This is a genomic window from Chryseobacterium tongliaonense (genome assembly GCF_041224435.1).
Classification (GTDB): Bacteria; Bacteroidota; Bacteroidia; order Flavobacteriales; family Weeksellaceae; genus Chryseobacterium; species Chryseobacterium tongliaoense.
On record NZ_JBGFFD010000002.1, the window covers coordinates 467977 to 485571 of the forward strand.

The window sequence follows — 17595 nt, forward strand, 5'->3', positions numbered from 1 at the left end:
ATGAGCCCATTCCTCCTCATTCTATTATTTATCCTTGTTATTATATTTTATAGTAAGCTAAACCGTAAAATACGAAAACTTGAAGATAAAATTTCTGAGCTTCAGAGGAATAATGCTTTACAAGGTGATCATCAGGGACAGGAAATAACAGGAAAACAAGCTCAACCATCATTTTCCCCGACTGAACTTCAGCCGAAAATAAAACCTGTTACTGAAGCGATAGAAAATATTCCTGAAGGAATTATTTCTGAACCGAAAGACCGGATGGCCCCGGTTTTAAATTTTTTAAAGCAGAATATTCTGGCCATTACCGGTATTTTCACGCTTGTATTGGGAATCGGATATTTTGTAAAATATGCCATTGATAAAAACTGGATCGATGAAACAGCAAGAGCCGGAATCGGATTTGCAGTAGGAACTGTAATCATGGCGACAGGTCATTTGTTAAGGAAGAATTACACCGCTTTTTCATCCATTATTACCGGTGGCGGAATTGCCGTTTTATATTTCACCACTACCATTGCATTCAGGGAATATCACCTGTTTACACAGAATACAGGGTTTGTTATCACCTGCTTCATTACCCTTCTTTCAATTTTACTTTCCTATTATTATAAAAGCGAAGTCCTGATTATATTTTCTCTGATCGGTGGTTTTACGGCACCGTTAATGATCAGCACAGGAGAAAGTAACTATCTGTTTCTCTTTACCTATTTATCGGTTTTAAATATCGGAATGCTCATCATTGCCCTGCTCAAAGACTGGAAAAGCATTGGCTGGATTGCCTTCTTTTTCACCCAGCTCTATTTATTTTACTGGATTTTTGAGAAGCCACAAATGATAAGTGTTTATTTCTATGTGATCAGTTACCTTATTTTCTATGCCTTTGCACTACAGAATTATATCAGAAAAAACAGTCTGGCCTCTTTAGATATTTTAATGCTTGTATTGATTAATTTTTCCAGTATAATTGGCTTAGTGTATATTTTCAACACTTTAAGCTACGAACCGGTCATTATTTTTCCAATAATATTCGCGATCATAAATGGAGGCTTACTTTTCAGGGAATATAACAGAAAAAATTTCGGAATGCACTATTCTGTTTTTGCGGGGATTACCATAAGCCTTATCACCGTTGCCATTGCTTTACAGTTTAAAGCACATCTCATTACAAGTGTATGGGCTGTGGAAGCGACTCTTCTGCTTTTCATCTGGAAAAAAACGAAACTCAATATTTTCAGGATATGCTTTTACATTCTGTTTCCTTTGGTCATTATTGCTCAAATGATAACATGGACGCAGTACTACAATACAAAAGACCTGAAAATTATCTTTAATCCGATCTTCTTAACCAGTATTATTACGGTTGCAACTACATTTACTAACTTAATTTTGCTAAAGAACCTCAATAATTCTGAAAAACGGTATACTATTTTTGAAAACCTGTTTACTGTGCTCAGTTATGGTGTAATCTATCTGGCTTTATTATTGGAAATCATTTATCATATTTCGGAAAAACCATTTATTATGGTGTTAAGCATTGGATTGCTGTTCACAATTTATTATACTTTTTCTTTGCTTGCATTCCGTAAAAAACTTCATATCAGTTTATTTTTTGAAACCGGACTTGTTTATTTATTCCTATTCCTCCTTATTGTTGATGCTTCACTTGCCGGAACTGGCATTGTAAATTCAATTCTTCTGAAAAAGACACCTCAAAATTTCTTTGGAATATATTTACTGTACATATTGCCCTTTGTATACCTGTGCTGGAAGATTGTACCCGGATCTGACTTCTTCAAAATAAAACTTTCTTACTGGTCAGTTTCAATAGCTGTCACGATAATGATAAGCTTTGAGTTCTATCATTTATATATTCTCGGAAATGCAAACCGGATCATGCAGGCGGATCAACTGGGAAAACATTTCAGTATTTTATATCTCCCGATTATATGGGCAGTTCTTGCAAGTGTATTAATTTATACTGGCCTGAAAAAAGACATCCCTGAATTCAGCAAATGCGGCTTTGTATTGATCGGAATAATGATCCTGAAGCTTTATGCTTATGATGTATGGCAGATGGATAATGTTTCCAGAATTATAGCATTTATTATTTTAGGTATCATTTTATTGCTGAGTTCATTCTTATTCCAGAGGTTAAAAAACATGATCAGAAACCTGGTTGATAAAAAAGAGGAAAACATTGAAAATCAAAAGTCAGAATCTTAATAAAAGTCTTTATTTATAAATAATTATCAAATTTTAATAAATTTTCATTCACATTTTGTAAAAAATAGTTATATTTAAAAAGTTTTTAATAGTTATTCTATCAGTTATGAAAAAAATACTCTACTCTTTTTTATTATTTTCTTCCGCATGTTTATTCGGACAGAAGAATCCTGCCACAAAGTTTGCCGTTGCAAATGATATTATCGGAACAGTAGATATGTTTAAAGGTAAAGAAGCTGCCATTCAAAGCATGCATGTATACAAAACAGCTGCTACTCTGCCTCAGAATCTAAAAAAATACGATTACCTGTCAGAGAACGGCATTACAGAATTCAAGCTTAAAAAAGGATATGATAACCTTGACAGAATATCATTAGCACAGCTTAATCAGCAAAACGATGTAGCTAAAGATACTCCGGTGTATATTGAAGGTTATGAATTTACCAGTACTGACACCAATGTTTTTGGAGATATCCTGGCTAATGTACAGGTAAAAGATTATAATGGTAAAAAAACATTATTTATCACAACCACACAGAAATAAGATACATTTTACTGATTATATTATTATAAAGGATATTCCATGGAGTATCCTTTTTATTTAATATTTATTGGTCCATTTTTTCTTTAGCTCCTCATAGATTTTCTTCTCTATAGCATTATTACCGGGCTCATACAGCTTTACATTTTTAATTTCTTCCGGAAGAAAATCCTGATTGACGAAATTTCCTTCATAAGAATGGGCGTATTTGTACTCTTTCCCATAATCCATTTCTTTCATAAGCTTCGTAGGCGCATTTCTTAAATGTAATGGTACAGGCAGGTTCCCGGTTTGCTTTACCAGAGCCAATGCATCATTAATGGCCATATACGCCGAATTGCTTTTCGGGGAAACTGCCAGATAAACGGCTGTTTCACTCAGAATAATCCTTGCTTCAGGATTACCGATCACATTTACAGACTGGAAACAATTGTTTGCAATCACCAGAGCATTCGGATTAGCCAGACCAATATCTTCTGCAGCCAGAATGAGCATTCTTCTCGCAATAAATTTAATATCTTCTCCTCCTGCAATCATTCTGGCCAGCCAGTATACCGCACCATTCGGATCACTGCCCCGCATAGATTTGATGAAAGCGGAAATAATATCATAATGCTGCTCACCGTTTTTATCGTACAATGCCATGGTTTCCTGCAAAACGGCAAGAACATCTTCGTTAATAATTTCTTTCTGATCAGAATTTTTATATTGGTTCAGGACAAGCTCCACGGAATTGATCAGTTTTCGTGCATCCCCACCTGAATATTGAATAAAAGCTTCGTTTTCCAGGATTTTGAAATCCGTTTTTTCATCCTGGTTGTATTTATTAACAGCAATATCAATAAGCTCTTCCAGCTTTTCATAGCTTAAAGCTTTCAGTACATACACCTGGCTTCTTGATAACAAGGCTGAAACCACTTCAAAACTGGGGTTCTCGGTTGTGGCTCCAATCAGTACAATCCAGCCCTTTTCCACAGCATGCAGCAATGAATCCTGCTGGGATTTATTGAAGCGGTGAATTTCATCGATGAATAAAATCGGTGATTTTCCCGAAAACAAATTTTGCTTTTTCGCTTCATCAATTACATCACGCACATCTTTCACTCCGGAAGAAACTGCAGAGAGCTTATAAAATTTCCGGCCCGATTTTTCAGAAATAATTTCCGCCAAAGTGGTCTTTCCTGTACCGGGTGGCCCCCATAAAATAAGAGAATTTAAGGTATCATTCTCAACCATTTTTCTTATGGTCCCTTTTTCTCCGGTAAGATGCTCCTGCCCAAGAACTTCGTCTAAAGTTTTGGGTCTGAGTTTTTCAGCTAATGGGATATTTTGATTCAAGATATTTTAAAATTTTTGGATGCATTGTTCAGATTTCGCCTCTGAAACTTATAACAAATTTAAACTAATTTTCATTTTTTTACCCTATTTTTGCATTGTTTTGAAACTTACATTCAATAAAATCATCACATTTCCTCTGGTAATTCTAATAAAATTTTACCAGTGGTTTATCTCGCCTTTACTTCCCAAAAACTGTCGATATGAACCCACCTGCTCACATTATATGGTGGAAGCATTACAGGTGCACGGTGTGTTTAAAGGATTTTGGCTGGGTATCAGAAGAATTTCAAAATGTCATCCCTGCGGCGGAAGCGGCTATGATCCTGTACCTCCAAAAAATTAAATAAATAAACTATCAAAAAAATAGAAATGAGTAATATTTTTTTCAGAATTTACCTTGTATTATTTGCGTTCATCACTCAGTGTTTTTTTGCGCAGGAATATCCGGGTGGTCTATCCGACGGAACTTTAAAAGTAAACAGTACGGAAGTCCCGGTAAAAATCTATTCCACAACAGAGCTTGGAGACCTTGACGCTTTTGCCGATAAAAAAACGGATGATAATGTCCTGGTTATCTTAAATAAATCAAACTTTGAACCGGCTTATTTTAATTACAGCTTATTAACCCTGGCTAAATATAAAAATGCAAAGTATCAGTTCTTCACCAAAGATTTTAAATTAATTGATGGTGCTGCAACCCCTGAAAATATTGAGACTTTCAAGTATGCCGTAAAATCTGCAAAGCCGATTGCATCAGCCGATCAGGTACAACTGGAAACACCGTTTAAGATCTGGGATCCTTCCACAGGTATTCATCTGGGGCCTATTACCCTGCATTTCTACAGCTTAATGTTTATTTTCGCTTTTGGATTCGGATACCTTCTGATGACCATGATTTTCAAAATAGACAACGTTAACCAAAAATATCTGGAACCTCTTTTCACATGGACCTTAATCGGAACCATCCTTGGAGCAAGAATGGGACACGTTATTTTTTACCAGCCGGAACTTTTTAAAGAAGATTTCTGGAGTGTGTTTTTACCGATCAGTACTAAAAACGGTCTGAAATTCACAGGATTTTCAGGACTGGCAAGTCATGGGGCTACTATCGCCTTAATTTTCACGACACTATATTATTCATTCAAGATCATCAAGAAAAACCCTTTCTGGGTGTATGACAGACTCGGAATTGTAGTATCATTGGGCGGTGCTTTTGTAAGAATGGGGAACTTTTTCAATTCTGAAATTGTAGGAAAACCTGTAGACCCGAATTCTCCGTTTGCCCTATTATTTCCTCAGCAAAGCAGTGAATACGGTTTAACGGTTCCACGTTATCCTACTCAATTGTTTGAAGCAGTAGGGTATGTACTTCTGTTTGTTTTATTATGGATTCTGTACAAAAAAACGGATAAGAAATATCAACAGGGATGGTTATTCGGATTATTCTTTATTATTCTCTGGGCCATAAGATTCTTTGTAGAATTTTTAAAAGAGCCTCAGGGTGATGAGTTTATCCAGATCGGCGGATTAAATACCGGCCAGGTGCTTTCCATACCTTTTATGATTGCAGGATTTGTCATTATGATCATGTCTAAAAAATTCAAGATCACTCAGGCAGAAAACGAAAAACCTGAATAAGGAATTTTGAAATAAAATACAAAAAAGCCACAGTTTTTGTGGCTTTTTTATTTATCATTTTACTGAAACTTTTGTGTTGATCTCTTCAAAAACATTGCCCAATTCATTAATAACATCTGTAGGAAGCATCGATTCTTTAGAATATTTTTCAGCCGCAAAATCTGCAGCCCTGCCGTGAAGCCATACCCCGAAAACGGCCGCATGCTCTTCAGTATATCCCTGGGCGAGAAGAGAAGTTATAATACCGGTCAGGATATCACCGCTTCCGCCTTTGGCCAGTCCAGCATTTCCTGTAATATTATAGTATACTTTTCCTTCAGGAGTAATGATCTGGGTATGATGATCTTTCAGAACAATATAAATTTTAAATTCAGCTGCTTTTTTACGGGCCAGCTCCAGTCTTTCAAACGAATCCTGAGTCGCTCCAAACAGTCTTTCAAATTCTTTAGGATGCGGTGTTATAATTGATTTTTGAGGAATTAATTTTATGTTTTTTTTATTTTCCGAGATAATATTCAATGCATCTGCATCCAAAATCAGCGGTTTTGCGTAATCTTTTAAAAATTGTAAAAGGTTTTTCCCGGTTTCAGGATCAGTTCCCAGGCCCGGGCCAATTCCACAGGCTGAGCTTTCATCAATTTCAAAATTACGGATGTATTTTTCACCACCTTCCACAAACATAGCTTCCGGACAGGAAGTCTGTAAAATTTCATAACCGCATTCGGGAGCGAGTGTAAAAGTCAATCCGGCACCGGTTTTTAAAGCTGCTCTTGTTGAAAGTACGGCTGCACCCATTTTTCCATAGCTTCCGGCTATTATAGTGGCTTTTCCGTAGGTTCCTTTATGAGAAAATTCCTGTCTTGGCCTGAATATTCTACTGACAACCTCTTCATCAGTCACAAAATAATCTGTTTCCGTTTCAGAAATATATTCTTCGCTTAAATCAATATCCAAAACAACAACTTTCCCGGTATATTTTCCTGTTTCCGGATGGAGAAAGCTTCGTTTCCAGAACTGAAAGCTTAAAGTGTAATCTGCTTTAAAGATTGCAGAATTTTCTGCTGTGATCTGATCCGGAAAAAGCCCGGAAGGAATATCAATGGAAATTTTGAGGTTATTTTTTACATTCAGGTCGTTTATTATATCTTTATATCCGGCGTCTAAAGGCCTTGACAAACCCGTTCCGAAAAGGGCATCGATAATTATTGTTTTGCTTCGGTAATGATGAGTTTCACCAAAATTGATGATTGAGATCCCGGAAAACTCTTTTAGCCTTTTAAGGTTTATTTCTGCATCTTCTGAAAATTTTGTTTTAGGGCCATTTATAAATACATCTACATCAAAACCTTTTAGATAAAGCATTCTGGCTATTGCAAACCCGTCTCCGCCGTTATTTCCATTGCCACAGAAAACAACAATTGTTTTATAATCCTTGCAGTTTTCAGCAATCCAGTCTGCACTGGCCTGTGCTGCTCTTTCCATCAGCTGAATGGAAGAAACAGGTTCGTTTGAAATGGTATATTGGTCGCATTGACGTATTTGTTCTGCCGTAAAAATTTTCATATTTAATTAGTCTTCATCTAATTTATAAAATATTAATTCAATTTTCTTAGAATGAGCAAAAAATTAATTTAGCAAAATAACCATTCGTAAAATAATTCTTCACAAATAAAAATGCTTTAAAAGCGCAAAAAAATAACATTTTTATCTATATTTGTTTAACACAACATTAAAAAATAAATTATGGGATTTATAAAAGAATTTAAAGAATTTGCCGTAAAAGGCAATGTAGTCGATTTAGCAGTAGGGGTTATTATTGGTGCTGCTTTCGGTAAAATTGTTTCTTCATTGGTGGAAGATGTTATCACACCTTTACTACTGAACCCGGCCCTTAAAGCTGCAGGTGCGGAAAACATTGCAAAACTTACATGGAATGGAGTTGCTTACGGGAATTTCTTATCCGCTGTAATCAACTTTTTATGTATCGCACTGGTTCTGTTTATAATGATTAAAGGGATCAATAAAATCAACAAAAAAGAAGAACCAGCTCCGGCCGGACCAACTGACGATCAAAAATTATTAATGGAAATCAGAGATTTGCTTAAAAGTAAAAACAATATATAAAATAAAAACACCTCAATCTGAGGTGTTTTTTTATGAATATACCCATTAAAAATTAATGAATCTGTAAAATACTTGAAATCTGTTCTGCCAGGGAAAGACCTATTCTGTCCTGAGCTTCCAGTGTTGATGCTCCCGTGTGAGGAGTCAGGGATATTTTTGAATGATTCAGGATTTCTTTGGAAGGTGTCGGTTCATTGATAAAAACATCAAGACCTGCAAATCTTACTTTTCCGGAATCAAGGGCTTCAATTAAGGCTGCTTCATCAATAACACCACCTCTTGAACAGTTAACGATCGCCACTCCGTTTTTCATTAATTCAAATTCATTCTTACCGATCATATAGCCTTCTTTCTGAGCAGGCACGTGAAGGGTAATAAAATCAGAATGCTTTAATACTTCCTGTAAAGGTTCTGTTTCAATATCAACATTGATAAACTGGTTATTGTAAAACTTCACTTTAATACTGGCTTTCCCAACATTATTATCGGCTGCCACCACTCTCATTCCAAGGCCAAGAGCAATTCTTGCCACTTCCTGCCCGATTCTTCCCATTCCTACAATTCCGATGGTTTTTCCTCTCAGCTCAATTCCTGCAGCATAAGCTTTTTTAAGACCTGCAAATTCAGTATCTCCTACTAAAGGCATTTTTCTGTTGGAATCCTGCAAAAATCTTGCTCCTGAAAACAGATGGGCAAAAACCAATTCCGCTACAGATTCCGAAGAAGCCGAAGGGGTATTGATCACATGGATTCCTTTTTCTCTTGCATAATCCACATCAATATTATCCATTCCCACACCTCCTCTACCGATGATCTCGATAGACGGACAGTTATCAATAATATCCTTTCTTACCTGCGTTGCACTGCGTACGAGTAATGTGCGGATTTTATGTTCATTAATATAATCTACCAAAAACTCCTGCGGAACTTTTGCAGTAATCACTTCAAAACCTTTCTCAGTTAATGCATCAATACCAGATTGATCCAGACCGTCATTTGCTAAAACTTTCATAAATACAGTTATATTTAAAAATTAAAAGATTTAAAAATTAAAAATATTAAGTGTTTTTACTCTTATCGTTTAATCTTTAAATCTTTCCATTGTAATTTAATCTTCTTTGAAAACTTCGATGGTCACCTGTTTCTCTACAAGATCTGTAAATTTCCCCTTGTATCGGGTTGCTCTTACAAGATGGTTGTCGATCCAGTGATAATTCCCGCCTCTTGGTTTCCCGCATAAAACACTGTGATATTTAAATCCGTGCTTATCCAGCCAGTCGATAGTGATCTGCTTTAAATTTTCGGTTCTTGAAGTGAAAAAGCAAATCTGGTGGCCTTCATCATACCATTTGTTGATTGTTGCCAAAGCATCCGGATAAGGCTCACAGGTAACCATTCTTTCCGGTTCTTCATTAGGAACATCATCTGTAATGGTTCCGTCAATGTCTATCAGATAGTTTTTTACTCCGTCCTTCAGTATGGGACTTATGTGTTCGATATAGTCTAACTCCATCATTAAAATTTGAATTGCAAAGTTAAGATTTTTACACCAAAAGGCAGAGTTAAACTTAGAGAATATTAAAATTTTAAATTAAAAACAACTATTTAACGAATAAAATAAATTAAAATCCTATAAATTCTACAATTCTGATTAATTATTTTCAGTTTTTCTATATAAAATAGTATTTTGTATGGCTGCTTAAATAATTTTTTGTTTTAGATTTAATTCACCATAATTTATATACCATGAAAAGAATACTATCCTTTATTTTCTGCCTTATCGGATGGTTTGCTCTGATCGCACAATATTATTTGCTGCTGGAGAATGCTACCAATTCCTTTTGGGAAAGTACGATCAGGTTTTTCAGTTTCTTTACCATTCTTACCAATTTAATTGTTGCGATTTATTTTACCGCTCAGGTTTTAAAGCCTCAATCTGCAAAGAACACAGATTCCGGGACGCTAACTTCTATTACGATTTACATCTGTATCGTTGGAATAGTCTATCAGATTATTCTCCGGTCTTCCTGGAATCCTCAGGGATTACAAAAGCTTGTTGACGAGCTGCTACACAGTGTTATTCCTGTCCTCACTATTATTTATTGGTATTTGTATGAAAATAAAAGTAATCTGCATTACAAGCAAATTTTCAAATGGGCGGTTTATCCTTTACTGTATTTTATTTTCATTACCATCAGAGGCAGCTTTTCCGGTTTTTACCCTTATCCTTTCGTTGATGTGAATATTATAGGCTTTGCGCAGGTTTTAATGAATGCATTCTGGGTCTTGGTATTCTTTGTGGGGCTGTCGATGATTTTCATTCTAACCGGGAAATCATTGAAGTGATAATTTTCGCTTACTAATGCTAAAATCTCCTGTTCATGCCATTATCATATGATGTTTTACCAAAAATTTCCAAAATACATTTTTAAGACTTACATTTGTAGGAATGGAAGAATTCGTAGTTTTAGTAAATCCTGAAGATGAAGTTTTGGGTTTGATGGAGAAGCAGCAGGCTCACATTAACGGCTTGCTACACCGTGCATTTTCCGTTTTTTTATTTAACCGTAAAGGTGAAATGCTGCTGCAGAAAAGAGCTTCTGAAAAATACCATTCACCCGGCCAATGGACCAATGCCGTATGCTCACATCCAAGAAAAGATGAAACTTACCTGGAAGGGGCAAACCGGAGAGTAAAAGAAGAATTGGGAATCGTTACCGAACTTTCAGAAAAATTCAACTTCATTTACAAAGCTGATGTAGGTGGAGGTCTATGGGAGCACGAACTCGACCATGTTTTTACAGGAAATTATGACGCTGATTTCAATCTGAATAAAGAGGAAGTGGAAGAAATACGCTATATTTCCATGGAAAATCTGGATCAGGAAATCTCCGAAAACCCGGAAAACTTTACAGAATGGTTTAAAATCATTCTCGAAGAATATAAACACCATTTTTAAATGATGAAAAAAACATTTTTGATCACGGCTTTTTTATTGGGTTATTTTTCTTTTGCCCAGAAAGCAAAGGCTTATGACAGCCCCAACTACTCTATCAATGTACCGGAAGGCTGGAAAGCAACCAATGATAATGAGATTGTCAATATTTTTCCGTCCAACGAAATCGGGGCCATTACAATTTCCGAGTACCACGATCTCAACCTTCCGAAAGAAGAGGTAAAGAAATTCATTCTTTCTCTTTATAAATCAACCGATGAAGAAAGTAAAATAAAATCCGGCAAAGGTAAAAAAGGCTATATGGAATACTTTTATGAGTATTTTGACGAGCATGAAAAGCTTTTCTGGATCACTAAAGTATATCAGAAAGATAAAAACCTTTTCCTTATTTCCATTAATTGTGGTCAAAAATACTGGAACGGTAATTATATGAATCTTTTCAACGAAACCTTTAACAGTTTTAAAATAAAGTAATAAAAGTAAATATGAAGAAAACAGCATTGTACGACAAACACGTTTCTCTGGGAGCGAAAATAGTACCTTTCGCAGGCTTTGAAATGCCTGTACAATATTCCGGAGTTACGGAAGAGCATTTTGCAGTAAGAGAAAAAGCAGGATTATTCGATGTTTCCCACATGGGACAGTTTTTCATTGAAGGCCCGGGCTCAAAAGACCTTCTGCAACTGGTTACCACTAATAATGTAGATGCTCTTGAAAACGGAAAAGCTCAGTATTCTTGTCTTCCGAACGAAAACGGAGGAATTGTAGATGACCTTATCGTTTACAAAATGGAAGATGACAAATATTTCGTGGTTGTAAATGCTTCAAATATTGATAAAGACTGGAATCATATTTCAAAGTACAATACATTCGGGGCTAAAATGACAAATGCTTCCGATGAAATGTCTCTTTTAGCAATTCAGGGACCTAAAGCAACTGAGATCCTTCAGAAACTGACAGACGTTAATCTTTCTGAAATTCCTTATTATAACTTTACAGTAGGACCTGTAGCCGGAGTAAACGATGTGATTATTTCCAATACGGGATATACGGGAAGCGGAGGCTTTGAGATCTATTTCAACAATGAAAATGCTGTACAGCTTTGGGATGCGATCATTAATGCGGGTGAATCGGAAGGAATTATTCCGGCCGGACTTGCAGCCAGAGATACTTTAAGATTGGAAAAAGGATTCTGCCTGTACGGAAATGATATTGATGATACCACTTCTCCTATTGAAGCCGGATTAGGATGGATCACAAAATTCGATAAAGATTTTGTTTCCAAAGATACTTTTGCAAAACAAAAAGAAGAAGGTGTTACAAGAAAACTGGTAGGTTTCGAATTACAGGACAAAGGAGTTCCAAGACATGATTATCCGGTAGTGGATGCTGAAGGGAATGTTATCGGAAAAGTAACTTCAGGAACACAGTCCCCAATGAAAAAGGTCGGTTTAGGCCTTGCTTATGTGGATAAGCCTCACTTCAAACTGGGTTCTGAAATCTTTATTCAGGTTAGAAATAAAAATATTCCTGCAAAAGTGGTGAAAGCTCCTTTTGTATAAGATTAAAATATCCGAACAAAAAAACCGCAGAATGTTCTGCGGTTTTTTTGTTTTCCGACCTTATTTATTCATGGCAGCTTATTTTCTTTTTTGGGTTACCTTTATTTAACGCTAAAAAATTCTTTCAGGCTTTCCACATTATTCTTATCATTTCCCACAAAGATCTCGTTGTCTGTAAGGAAAACAGGGCGTTTTAAAAATGTATAATGATCCAGCAACAGCTTTTTAAAATCTTTTTCTTCTAATGATTTTACATCAAGTTCTCTCAATTTTATCTGGGTCGATTTTTTACTGAATAAAGCTTCGTAAGATTGGGTCTTTTTATACATTTCGGCCAGCTCTTCTTTAGTTACCGGTTCTTTTTTAATCTCCCGAAGTTCCCAGTCTGTCAGGTTAAATTGGGCTAATATTTTTCTGCAGGTATCGCAGGTATTCAGATAAAAAACTTTTTTCATGTTCTATTTTAACTTGTATTATTGTTAAAGCAACCTTCCGTAGGTTTTATCATCCAAAATTATGATTTAATCTAAGATTTTGAAAATTATTAAATACCTTTATTAAAATTTTATCAGTATGCAGAACAAACCTATTACCTTTCAGTTTATTTCCGAGCCTTCAGATGTTAATTACGGAGGAAATGTACATGGTGGAAGTGTTATGAAATGGATTGACCAGGCAGGTTACGCATGTGCGACGACATGGAGCGGAAATTATTCGGTGACTGTTTATGTAGGGGGAATCCGTTTTTATGAGCCGATAAAGATCGGTGAAATTGTAAAAGTGGAAGCTCAGGTAATTTATACAGGATCTTCAAGTATGCATATTTCAATCAACGTCTTTTCAAGGAATTTAAAACAGCCTGTTTTTGATAAAAAAACGCACTGTATTATTGTTTTCGTGGCTGTGGATGAGAATGGCAAGAAACTTCCGGTTCCCAAATGGATTCCCGAAACTCAAGAGGAAAAACAACAGGAGCAATATGCAAAACGCCTGATGGAGCTGAGAACCCAGATCGAGGACGAGATGAAACCCTTTTTATAATTCCGGCATGCAAAGAAAAAATTTTATCAGACTATCAACTTTGGGGTTTATGGGATTGTATTCATGTGGAATATCTCGGTCTGCAAATCACAAAGAACCTTTGGCAATACAGCTTTACACCGTAAGAGATGCCGTTTCCGATAATCTTGAAAAAGCATTGGAAAAACTGGCAGCTTTAGGCTTTACTGCATTGGAAATTTATGGCTACAACGGAAATTTTTTCGGGAAGAGCAGAACTGAATTCCAATCTGTTTTAAAGAATACAGGATTTAAAGTAATAAGCTCACACCATACCACAGGGATTACTGATAAAAGCAAAGGAACTTTACTAAATGGCTGGGAACAATCGGTAGATGATTTAAATTTCATAGGCTCACAATACATGGTCTGCTCTTATCTTTTTCCTGAAGAAAGAACCGTCGAGAATTTTAAAAAGCTCCCTGAGTTATTGGAAAAATCAGGAAAAACAACCAAAAGCTCGGGAATTCAGTTTGCTTATCATAACCATGATTTTGAATTCGAAAAGTGGAATAATGAAATAAATACCTATGATTTTATTTTAGAAAACACCTCTCCCGATCTCGTCAAAATGGAACTGGATTTATACTGGATCTCAAAGGCCGGATTGGACCCGCTGGATTATTTTGAAAAATATCCAGGCCGGTTTCCTTTATGGCATGTAAAGGATATGCAAAAAAACACCCGTGATTTTACAGAAATAGGTAATGGAATCATTGATTTTAAAAGAATTTTTGACGCCAGGGAAAAGGCGGGACTGAAACATTGGTTTTTAGAACAGGATTCCAGTGATAAGGATATTTTTGAAAGTATTGCGATCAGTAAGGAATATATATTGAACCACAATTTCTTGCGGTAAGGCCAAAGAAGTTTTAAATTAAAATAAATCACTTATGAAAAACATTTTTGCATCATGCTTGCTCTTATTGATCATTTCGCTGAATGGCCAAACCCACCGATTTATTTATGAGCTTCAATTAAAAATGGATTCTACGGAAAATGAATACCAGAAATTCAATATGATCCTGGATATCAATTCCAAAGAAGTAAAATTTTACGGAAGAAACCTGATGATCGCAGATTCACTGAATAAAAAGTTCGGAAATATGGATAATAAGCATGTTGATATGACCGGACAGATCGTAAAAAGAAAGGTCAACACTTTTGATCATGAGAATTTCATCAACATTAAATTCGGATATTATTCATTTAAAACCACTGATAAAATAAACTGGAATATTGTCAACGAAACCAAACAGACAGGAAATTATACCCTGCAGAAAGCAACCACTACATTTGGCGGAAGAAACTGGATCGCGTGGTTCAACAAAGATATTCCATTTAATGAAGGTCCTTTCAAATTTCGTGGGTTACCCGGTCTGATTTTTGAGCTTTACGATATAAAGAAGAATTTTATTTACAACCTGAGCAGCAGCAGAACGCTTCCGGATATCTATTCTACAGATGATTTTGTGGAATCCAATTTCGGTACAAAAGCTGTTCCTGTTACCGAAAAACAGAAACAAAAGCTAATGCTGGATTTTTATAATGACCCTTTTTCATTTGAACGAACCAATTTCAGTAAAAATAACAGCAATCTCAATATTAATATCAACGGAAAGGAAATTCATAATATCGACGAGCTCAATACGCAAACCAAAAGTATGCAGGAAGTCATCCGGAAATACAACAACCCTGTTGAGATTGATAAAGCAATGCATTACAAAAATTAAAGCTTTAAAATTCACTGATATTCATTATATTTGCATCATCAAAGGAAATGGTGTTCTTCCTTACCCAACCGCTTTACAAAAGCTGATGACGCCTGATTAATAGATTATTAACCGTAATTAATCAGGAGCATTATGTCTAAACATCAACGAAAATTCAACGAAAACGCTTTATTTCATTTCAGGTTTTTCTTCAGAAAACACCCCGCTGTTCCTTATATTTTCAAATGGCTCTGCATCAGTATTATTATTGGTGCCTGTGTAGGAACCGCTTCCGCAGGATTTCTGCAATCGCTGGAATGGGCTACAAATTTCAGGGAAAACCATATCTGGCTTATTGCCTTCCTTCCATTAGCAGGCTTTTTAATCGGTCTTCTTTATCATTATCTTGGAAAAGAAATTGAGGCAGGAAACAATTTGCTGATAGACAGCATTCATGATCCGAAAGAAATTATTCCTTTCAGAATGGCACCTTTCGTATATCTGGGAACCATTGTCACCCATTTTTTCGGAGGTTCTGCCGGGCGTGAAGGAACTGCCCTACAAATGGCGGGAGCTATAGCAGATCAGTTCAGCAAACCTTTTAAGCTGGACAAAAATGAAAGAAGAATATTAATTATTTCTGCTATTGCTGCCGGTTTTGGCTCAGTTTTCGGAACTCCGCTCGCAGGAGCTGTTTTCGGGCTTGAAGTTTTTCTGATTGGAAGAATCCGGTATAATGCTATTTTTCCGGCCTTCGCATCCGCAATTCTTGCAGACTGGGCAACCGATCTATGGCAGGTAAAGCATACACATTATCATATCGATTTTATTCCCAAGCTTGAATTTTTTCCTGTGCTCTACAGCATTCTGGCGGGTATTGCTTTCGGAATATGTGCTGCTGCATTCAGTAAAATAATTCATTGGGCAGGAAATCTTTTTAAGTCGAAAATAAAATATCCGCCGTTCCGTCCGATCATCGGGGGAGCAATTGTTGCTCTCGCCGTATTTGTGATGGGAACGACAAGATATATCGGACTGGGGATTCCCGTTATTGTAGAATCTTTTGAAACCCGGCTTCCACTTTATGATTTTGCTTTGAAAATGATTTTCACCATCGTTACTCTCTCGACCGGATTTAAAGGCGGCGAGGTAACCCCCCTGTTTTTCATCGGAGCTACGTTGGGAAGCGCTTTATCTCTGTTTATTCCGCTTCCTGTAGCCTTATTGGCCGGAATGGGCTTCGTGGCTGTATTTGCCGGAGCCACCAACACTCCTTTGGCCTGTCTGCTGATGGGAATTGAATTGTTCGGAGCAGAATCCGGAATATATATTGCGATTGCCTGTGTTGTTTCTTATTTATTATCGGGACACAACAGCATTTATACAAGACAAAAAATCGGGGAAGCCAAAAACGGGAGATACGAAAATCACCATGATAAAAGCTTTTCTGACATTAAATAATTTTCTACCTTCATCTAAGATTTACGCCACCATAAAATTCATCACAAAATGTTTGATTACAGACTTAAAGTTTTTCATACGGTAGCTTCCAGACTCAGTTTCACCAAAGCTTCTGAAGAGCTTAACATTACACAGCCCGCTGTAACCAAACATATTAAGGAAATTGAAAATCAGCTTGCTACCAAACTTTTTGACAGGAAAGGAACCAGCATCCAACTGACAGCAGCCGGAGAAATTTTGTTTGGATATGCTGAAAAGATCCGGAACCTCTACCGAGACCTGGAATTTGAGATCAATCAGTTTAACCAGGAACATAAGGGAAAACTCATTGTAGGAGCAAGTACAACGGTGGCCCAATATGTTTTACCCGAAATTTTAGCCACCTTCCATTCTTACTATAAAGACATAAAAATAGAACTGGTTACCCACAATACGGAAATGATCTCAACCCTGCTTAAAGAAGGGAAAATTGATGTTGGTATTATTGAAGGCGAATCCCAGTCTTCCTATTTTGAATATCATCCGTTTAAAGCAGATGAAATCGTGCTCGTAGCCAAAGCCGGTCATCCTTTAGCCCATAAAAATTTACATTTGAAGGATTTGTATCATCTGGATCTTATTTTCCGGGAACAGGGCTCAGGAACCCAGGAATTTATTCAGAACCGTTTAAAAGAAAAAGGAATTCAGATGGAAGATCTTACGGTCATCATGCAGCTGGGAAGCAGTGAAAGCATCAAGAATTATCTTCTGCATTCCGAATGTATGGCCTTTTTATCTATCAGTACGGTTTTAACCGAGCTCAAAAACAATATTCTCAGTATTGTGGATATCAAAAATTTCAGTATCGAAAGAAACTTTCATTATATTCTTCCTAAAGGTGAACAGTCTGAGCTGATAAAACTTTTCCTGAAACATCTTAGTTATAACTAAAGGTTATATTCAATAACGAAATACAATTTATTTTGTGATGATAAT

At 36.3% G+C, this 17595-nt stretch carries 19 protein-coding genes and 1 riboswitch; of the genes, 14 read left to right on the plus strand and 5 right to left on the minus strand.

The window, feature by feature from the left end:
* The gene (locus tag AB8P06_RS06290) at positions 1-2229 is read left to right on the plus strand and encodes a DUF2339 domain-containing protein (RefSeq protein WP_369839414.1); all 2229 of its coding nucleotides are present in this window, start codon (positions 1-3) and stop codon (positions 2227-2229) included.
* Positions 2230-2335: 106 nt separating this feature from the next.
* Positions 2336-2773 carry a hypothetical protein gene (locus AB8P06_RS06295; protein WP_369839417.1) on the plus strand — a complete coding sequence of 146 codons (438 nt, stop codon included), beginning with the start codon at positions 2336-2338 and terminating at the stop codon, positions 2771-2773.
* Between the two features lie 57 nt (positions 2774-2830).
* Here AB8P06_RS06295 and AB8P06_RS06300 read toward each other — a convergent pair whose 3' ends face one another.
* Positions 2831-4108 carry a replication-associated recombination protein A gene (locus AB8P06_RS06300; protein ID WP_369839420.1) on the minus strand — a complete coding sequence of 426 codons (1278 nt, stop codon included), beginning with the start codon at positions 4106-4108 and terminating at the stop codon, positions 2831-2833.
* 100 nt (positions 4109-4208) lie between these two features.
* On the opposite strand from AB8P06_RS06300, the gene yidD reads away from it, so the two are divergent.
* Positions 4209-4451: a membrane protein insertion efficiency factor YidD gene (yidD, locus tag AB8P06_RS06305; RefSeq protein WP_369839423.1), complete on the plus strand. Its 243-nt coding sequence runs from the start codon at positions 4209-4211 to the stop codon at positions 4449-4451.
* Between the two features lie 428 nt (positions 4452-4879).
* Positions 4880-5746 carry a prolipoprotein diacylglyceryl transferase gene (gene lgt, locus AB8P06_RS06310; RefSeq protein WP_369840053.1) on the plus strand — a complete coding sequence of 289 codons (867 nt, stop codon included), beginning with the start codon at positions 4880-4882 and terminating at the stop codon, positions 5744-5746.
* A 54-nt stretch (positions 5747-5800) separates the two neighbouring features.
* Here lgt and AB8P06_RS06315 read toward each other — a convergent pair whose 3' ends face one another.
* On the minus strand, positions 5801-7309 hold the full coding sequence (locus AB8P06_RS06315; protein WP_369839425.1) for an NAD(P)H-hydrate dehydratase: 1509 nt from the start codon (positions 7307-7309) through the stop codon (positions 5801-5803).
* A gap of 180 nt (positions 7310-7489) precedes the next feature.
* Between AB8P06_RS06315 and mscL the strand changes: the two genes are divergently transcribed.
* Complete coding sequence (mscL, locus tag AB8P06_RS06320; protein WP_369839427.1) at positions 7490-7870, plus strand: large conductance mechanosensitive channel protein MscL; 381 nt, start codon at positions 7490-7492, stop codon at positions 7868-7870.
* Between the two features lie 52 nt (positions 7871-7922).
* On the opposite strand, the gene AB8P06_RS06325 is transcribed toward mscL, so the two are convergent.
* Both AB8P06_RS06325 and AB8P06_RS06330 read right to left on the minus strand, forming a co-directional pair.
* A complete protein-coding gene (locus AB8P06_RS06325; RefSeq protein ID WP_369839430.1) occupies positions 7923-8882 on the minus strand; it encodes a D-2-hydroxyacid dehydrogenase in 960 nt (319 codons plus the stop codon).
* A 96-nt stretch (positions 8883-8978) separates the two neighbouring features.
* The gene (locus AB8P06_RS06330) at positions 8979-9386 is read right to left on the minus strand and encodes an LNS2 domain-containing protein (RefSeq protein ID WP_369839432.1); all 408 of its coding nucleotides are present in this window, start codon (positions 9384-9386) and stop codon (positions 8979-8981) included.
* A gap of 230 nt (positions 9387-9616) precedes the next feature.
* Between AB8P06_RS06330 and AB8P06_RS06335 the strand changes: the two genes are divergently transcribed.
* The 4 genes from AB8P06_RS06335 (at position 9617) to gcvT (ending at position 12388) form a co-directional block, all read left to right on the plus strand.
* Positions 9617-10216 (plus strand): Pr6Pr family membrane protein, encoded by a 600-nt coding sequence (locus AB8P06_RS06335; protein ID WP_369839435.1) that lies wholly within the window; start codon positions 9617-9619, stop codon positions 10214-10216.
* A 103-nt stretch (positions 10217-10319) separates the two neighbouring features.
* Positions 10320-10829 (plus strand): isopentenyl-diphosphate Delta-isomerase, encoded by a 510-nt coding sequence (gene idi / locus AB8P06_RS06340; RefSeq protein ID WP_369839436.1) that lies wholly within the window; start codon positions 10320-10322, stop codon positions 10827-10829.
* Positions 10830-11300, plus strand: a complete 471-nt coding sequence (locus tag AB8P06_RS06345) for a hypothetical protein (RefSeq protein ID WP_369839439.1) — start codon at positions 10830-10832, stop codon at positions 11298-11300.
* A gap of 11 nt (positions 11301-11311) precedes the next feature.
* Positions 11312-12388 (plus strand): glycine cleavage system aminomethyltransferase GcvT, encoded by a 1077-nt coding sequence (gcvT, locus tag AB8P06_RS06350; RefSeq protein ID WP_369839441.1) that lies wholly within the window; start codon positions 11312-11314, stop codon positions 12386-12388.
* Between the two features lie 101 nt (positions 12389-12489).
* Here the strand turns inward: gcvT and AB8P06_RS06355 are convergent, their stop codons facing one another.
* Positions 12490-12843, minus strand: coding sequence for an arsenate reductase family protein (locus AB8P06_RS06355; RefSeq protein ID WP_369839444.1), 354 nt, complete (start codon positions 12841-12843; stop codon positions 12490-12492).
* 118 nt (positions 12844-12961) lie between these two features.
* Here AB8P06_RS06355 and AB8P06_RS06360 point away from each other — a divergent pair, with 118 nt between their 5' ends.
* From AB8P06_RS06360 to AB8P06_RS06380, 5 genes are all read left to right on the plus strand, one after another.
* Positions 12962-13429 (plus strand): acyl-CoA thioesterase, encoded by a 468-nt coding sequence (locus AB8P06_RS06360; RefSeq protein WP_369839446.1) that lies wholly within the window; start codon positions 12962-12964, stop codon positions 13427-13429.
* Between the two features lie 7 nt (positions 13430-13436).
* Positions 13437-14306, plus strand: a complete 870-nt coding sequence (locus AB8P06_RS06365; RefSeq protein WP_369839449.1) for a sugar phosphate isomerase/epimerase family protein — start codon at positions 13437-13439, stop codon at positions 14304-14306.
* A 34-nt stretch (positions 14307-14340) separates the two neighbouring features.
* A complete protein-coding gene (locus AB8P06_RS06370) occupies positions 14341-15180 on the plus strand; it encodes a GLPGLI family protein (protein ID WP_369839452.1) in 840 nt (279 codons plus the stop codon).
* Positions 15181-15214: 34 nt separating this feature from the next.
* Positions 15215-15282, plus strand: a riboswitch (Fluoride riboswitch).
* A 30-nt stretch (positions 15283-15312) separates the two neighbouring features.
* Positions 15313-16620: a voltage-gated chloride channel family protein gene (locus AB8P06_RS06375; RefSeq protein WP_369839455.1), complete on the plus strand. Its 1308-nt coding sequence runs from the start codon at positions 15313-15315 to the stop codon at positions 16618-16620.
* 48 nt (positions 16621-16668) lie between these two features.
* Entirely contained in the window at positions 16669-17550 is an 882-nt protein-coding gene (locus AB8P06_RS06380; protein WP_369839457.1) for a LysR family transcriptional regulator, read from the plus strand.
* Positions 17551-17595: the final 45 nt, after the last annotated feature.

Excerpts from the sequence above, each read along its gene's own strand:
- AB8P06_RS06345 (WP_369839439.1), top strand. The coding sequence starts at position 10,830 with ATGATGAAAAAAACATTTTTGATCACGGCTTTTTTATTGGGTTATTTT.
- idi (WP_369839436.1), top strand. The coding sequence starts at position 10,320 with ATGGAAGAATTCGTAGTTTTAGTAAATCCTGAAGATGAAGTTTTGGGT.
- mscL (WP_369839427.1), top strand. The coding sequence starts at position 7,490 with ATGGGATTTATAAAAGAATTTAAAGAATTTGCCGTAAAAGGCAATGTA.
- AB8P06_RS06335 (WP_369839435.1), top strand. The coding sequence starts at position 9,617 with ATGAAAAGAATACTATCCTTTATTTTCTGCCTTATCGGATGGTTTGCT.
- AB8P06_RS06370 (WP_369839452.1), top strand. The coding sequence starts at position 14,341 with ATGAAAAACATTTTTGCATCATGCTTGCTCTTATTGATCATTTCGCTG.
- AB8P06_RS06330 (WP_369839432.1), bottom strand. The coding sequence starts at position 9,386 with ATGATGGAGTTAGACTATATCGAACACATAAGTCCCATACTGAAGGAC.
- AB8P06_RS06290 (WP_369839414.1), top strand. The coding sequence starts at position 1 with ATGAGCCCATTCCTCCTCATTCTATTATTTATCCTTGTTATTATATTT.
- AB8P06_RS06325 (WP_369839430.1), bottom strand. The coding sequence starts at position 8,882 with ATGAAAGTTTTAGCAAATGACGGTCTGGATCAATCTGGTATTGATGCA.
- AB8P06_RS06360 (WP_369839446.1), top strand. The coding sequence starts at position 12,962 with ATGCAGAACAAACCTATTACCTTTCAGTTTATTTCCGAGCCTTCAGAT.
- AB8P06_RS06375 (WP_369839455.1), top strand. The coding sequence starts at position 15,313 with ATGTCTAAACATCAACGAAAATTCAACGAAAACGCTTTATTTCATTTC.
- AB8P06_RS06295 (WP_369839417.1), top strand. The coding sequence starts at position 2,336 with ATGAAAAAAATACTCTACTCTTTTTTATTATTTTCTTCCGCATGTTTA.
- AB8P06_RS06315 (WP_369839425.1), bottom strand. The coding sequence starts at position 7,309 with ATGAAAATTTTTACGGCAGAACAAATACGTCAATGCGACCAATATACC.
- AB8P06_RS06365 (WP_369839449.1), top strand. The coding sequence starts at position 13,437 with ATGCAAAGAAAAAATTTTATCAGACTATCAACTTTGGGGTTTATGGGA.
- AB8P06_RS06355 (WP_369839444.1), bottom strand. The coding sequence starts at position 12,843 with ATGAAAAAAGTTTTTTATCTGAATACCTGCGATACCTGCAGAAAAATA.
- gcvT (WP_369839441.1), top strand. The coding sequence starts at position 11,312 with ATGAAGAAAACAGCATTGTACGACAAACACGTTTCTCTGGGAGCGAAA.
- AB8P06_RS06380 (WP_369839457.1), top strand. The coding sequence starts at position 16,669 with ATGTTTGATTACAGACTTAAAGTTTTTCATACGGTAGCTTCCAGACTC.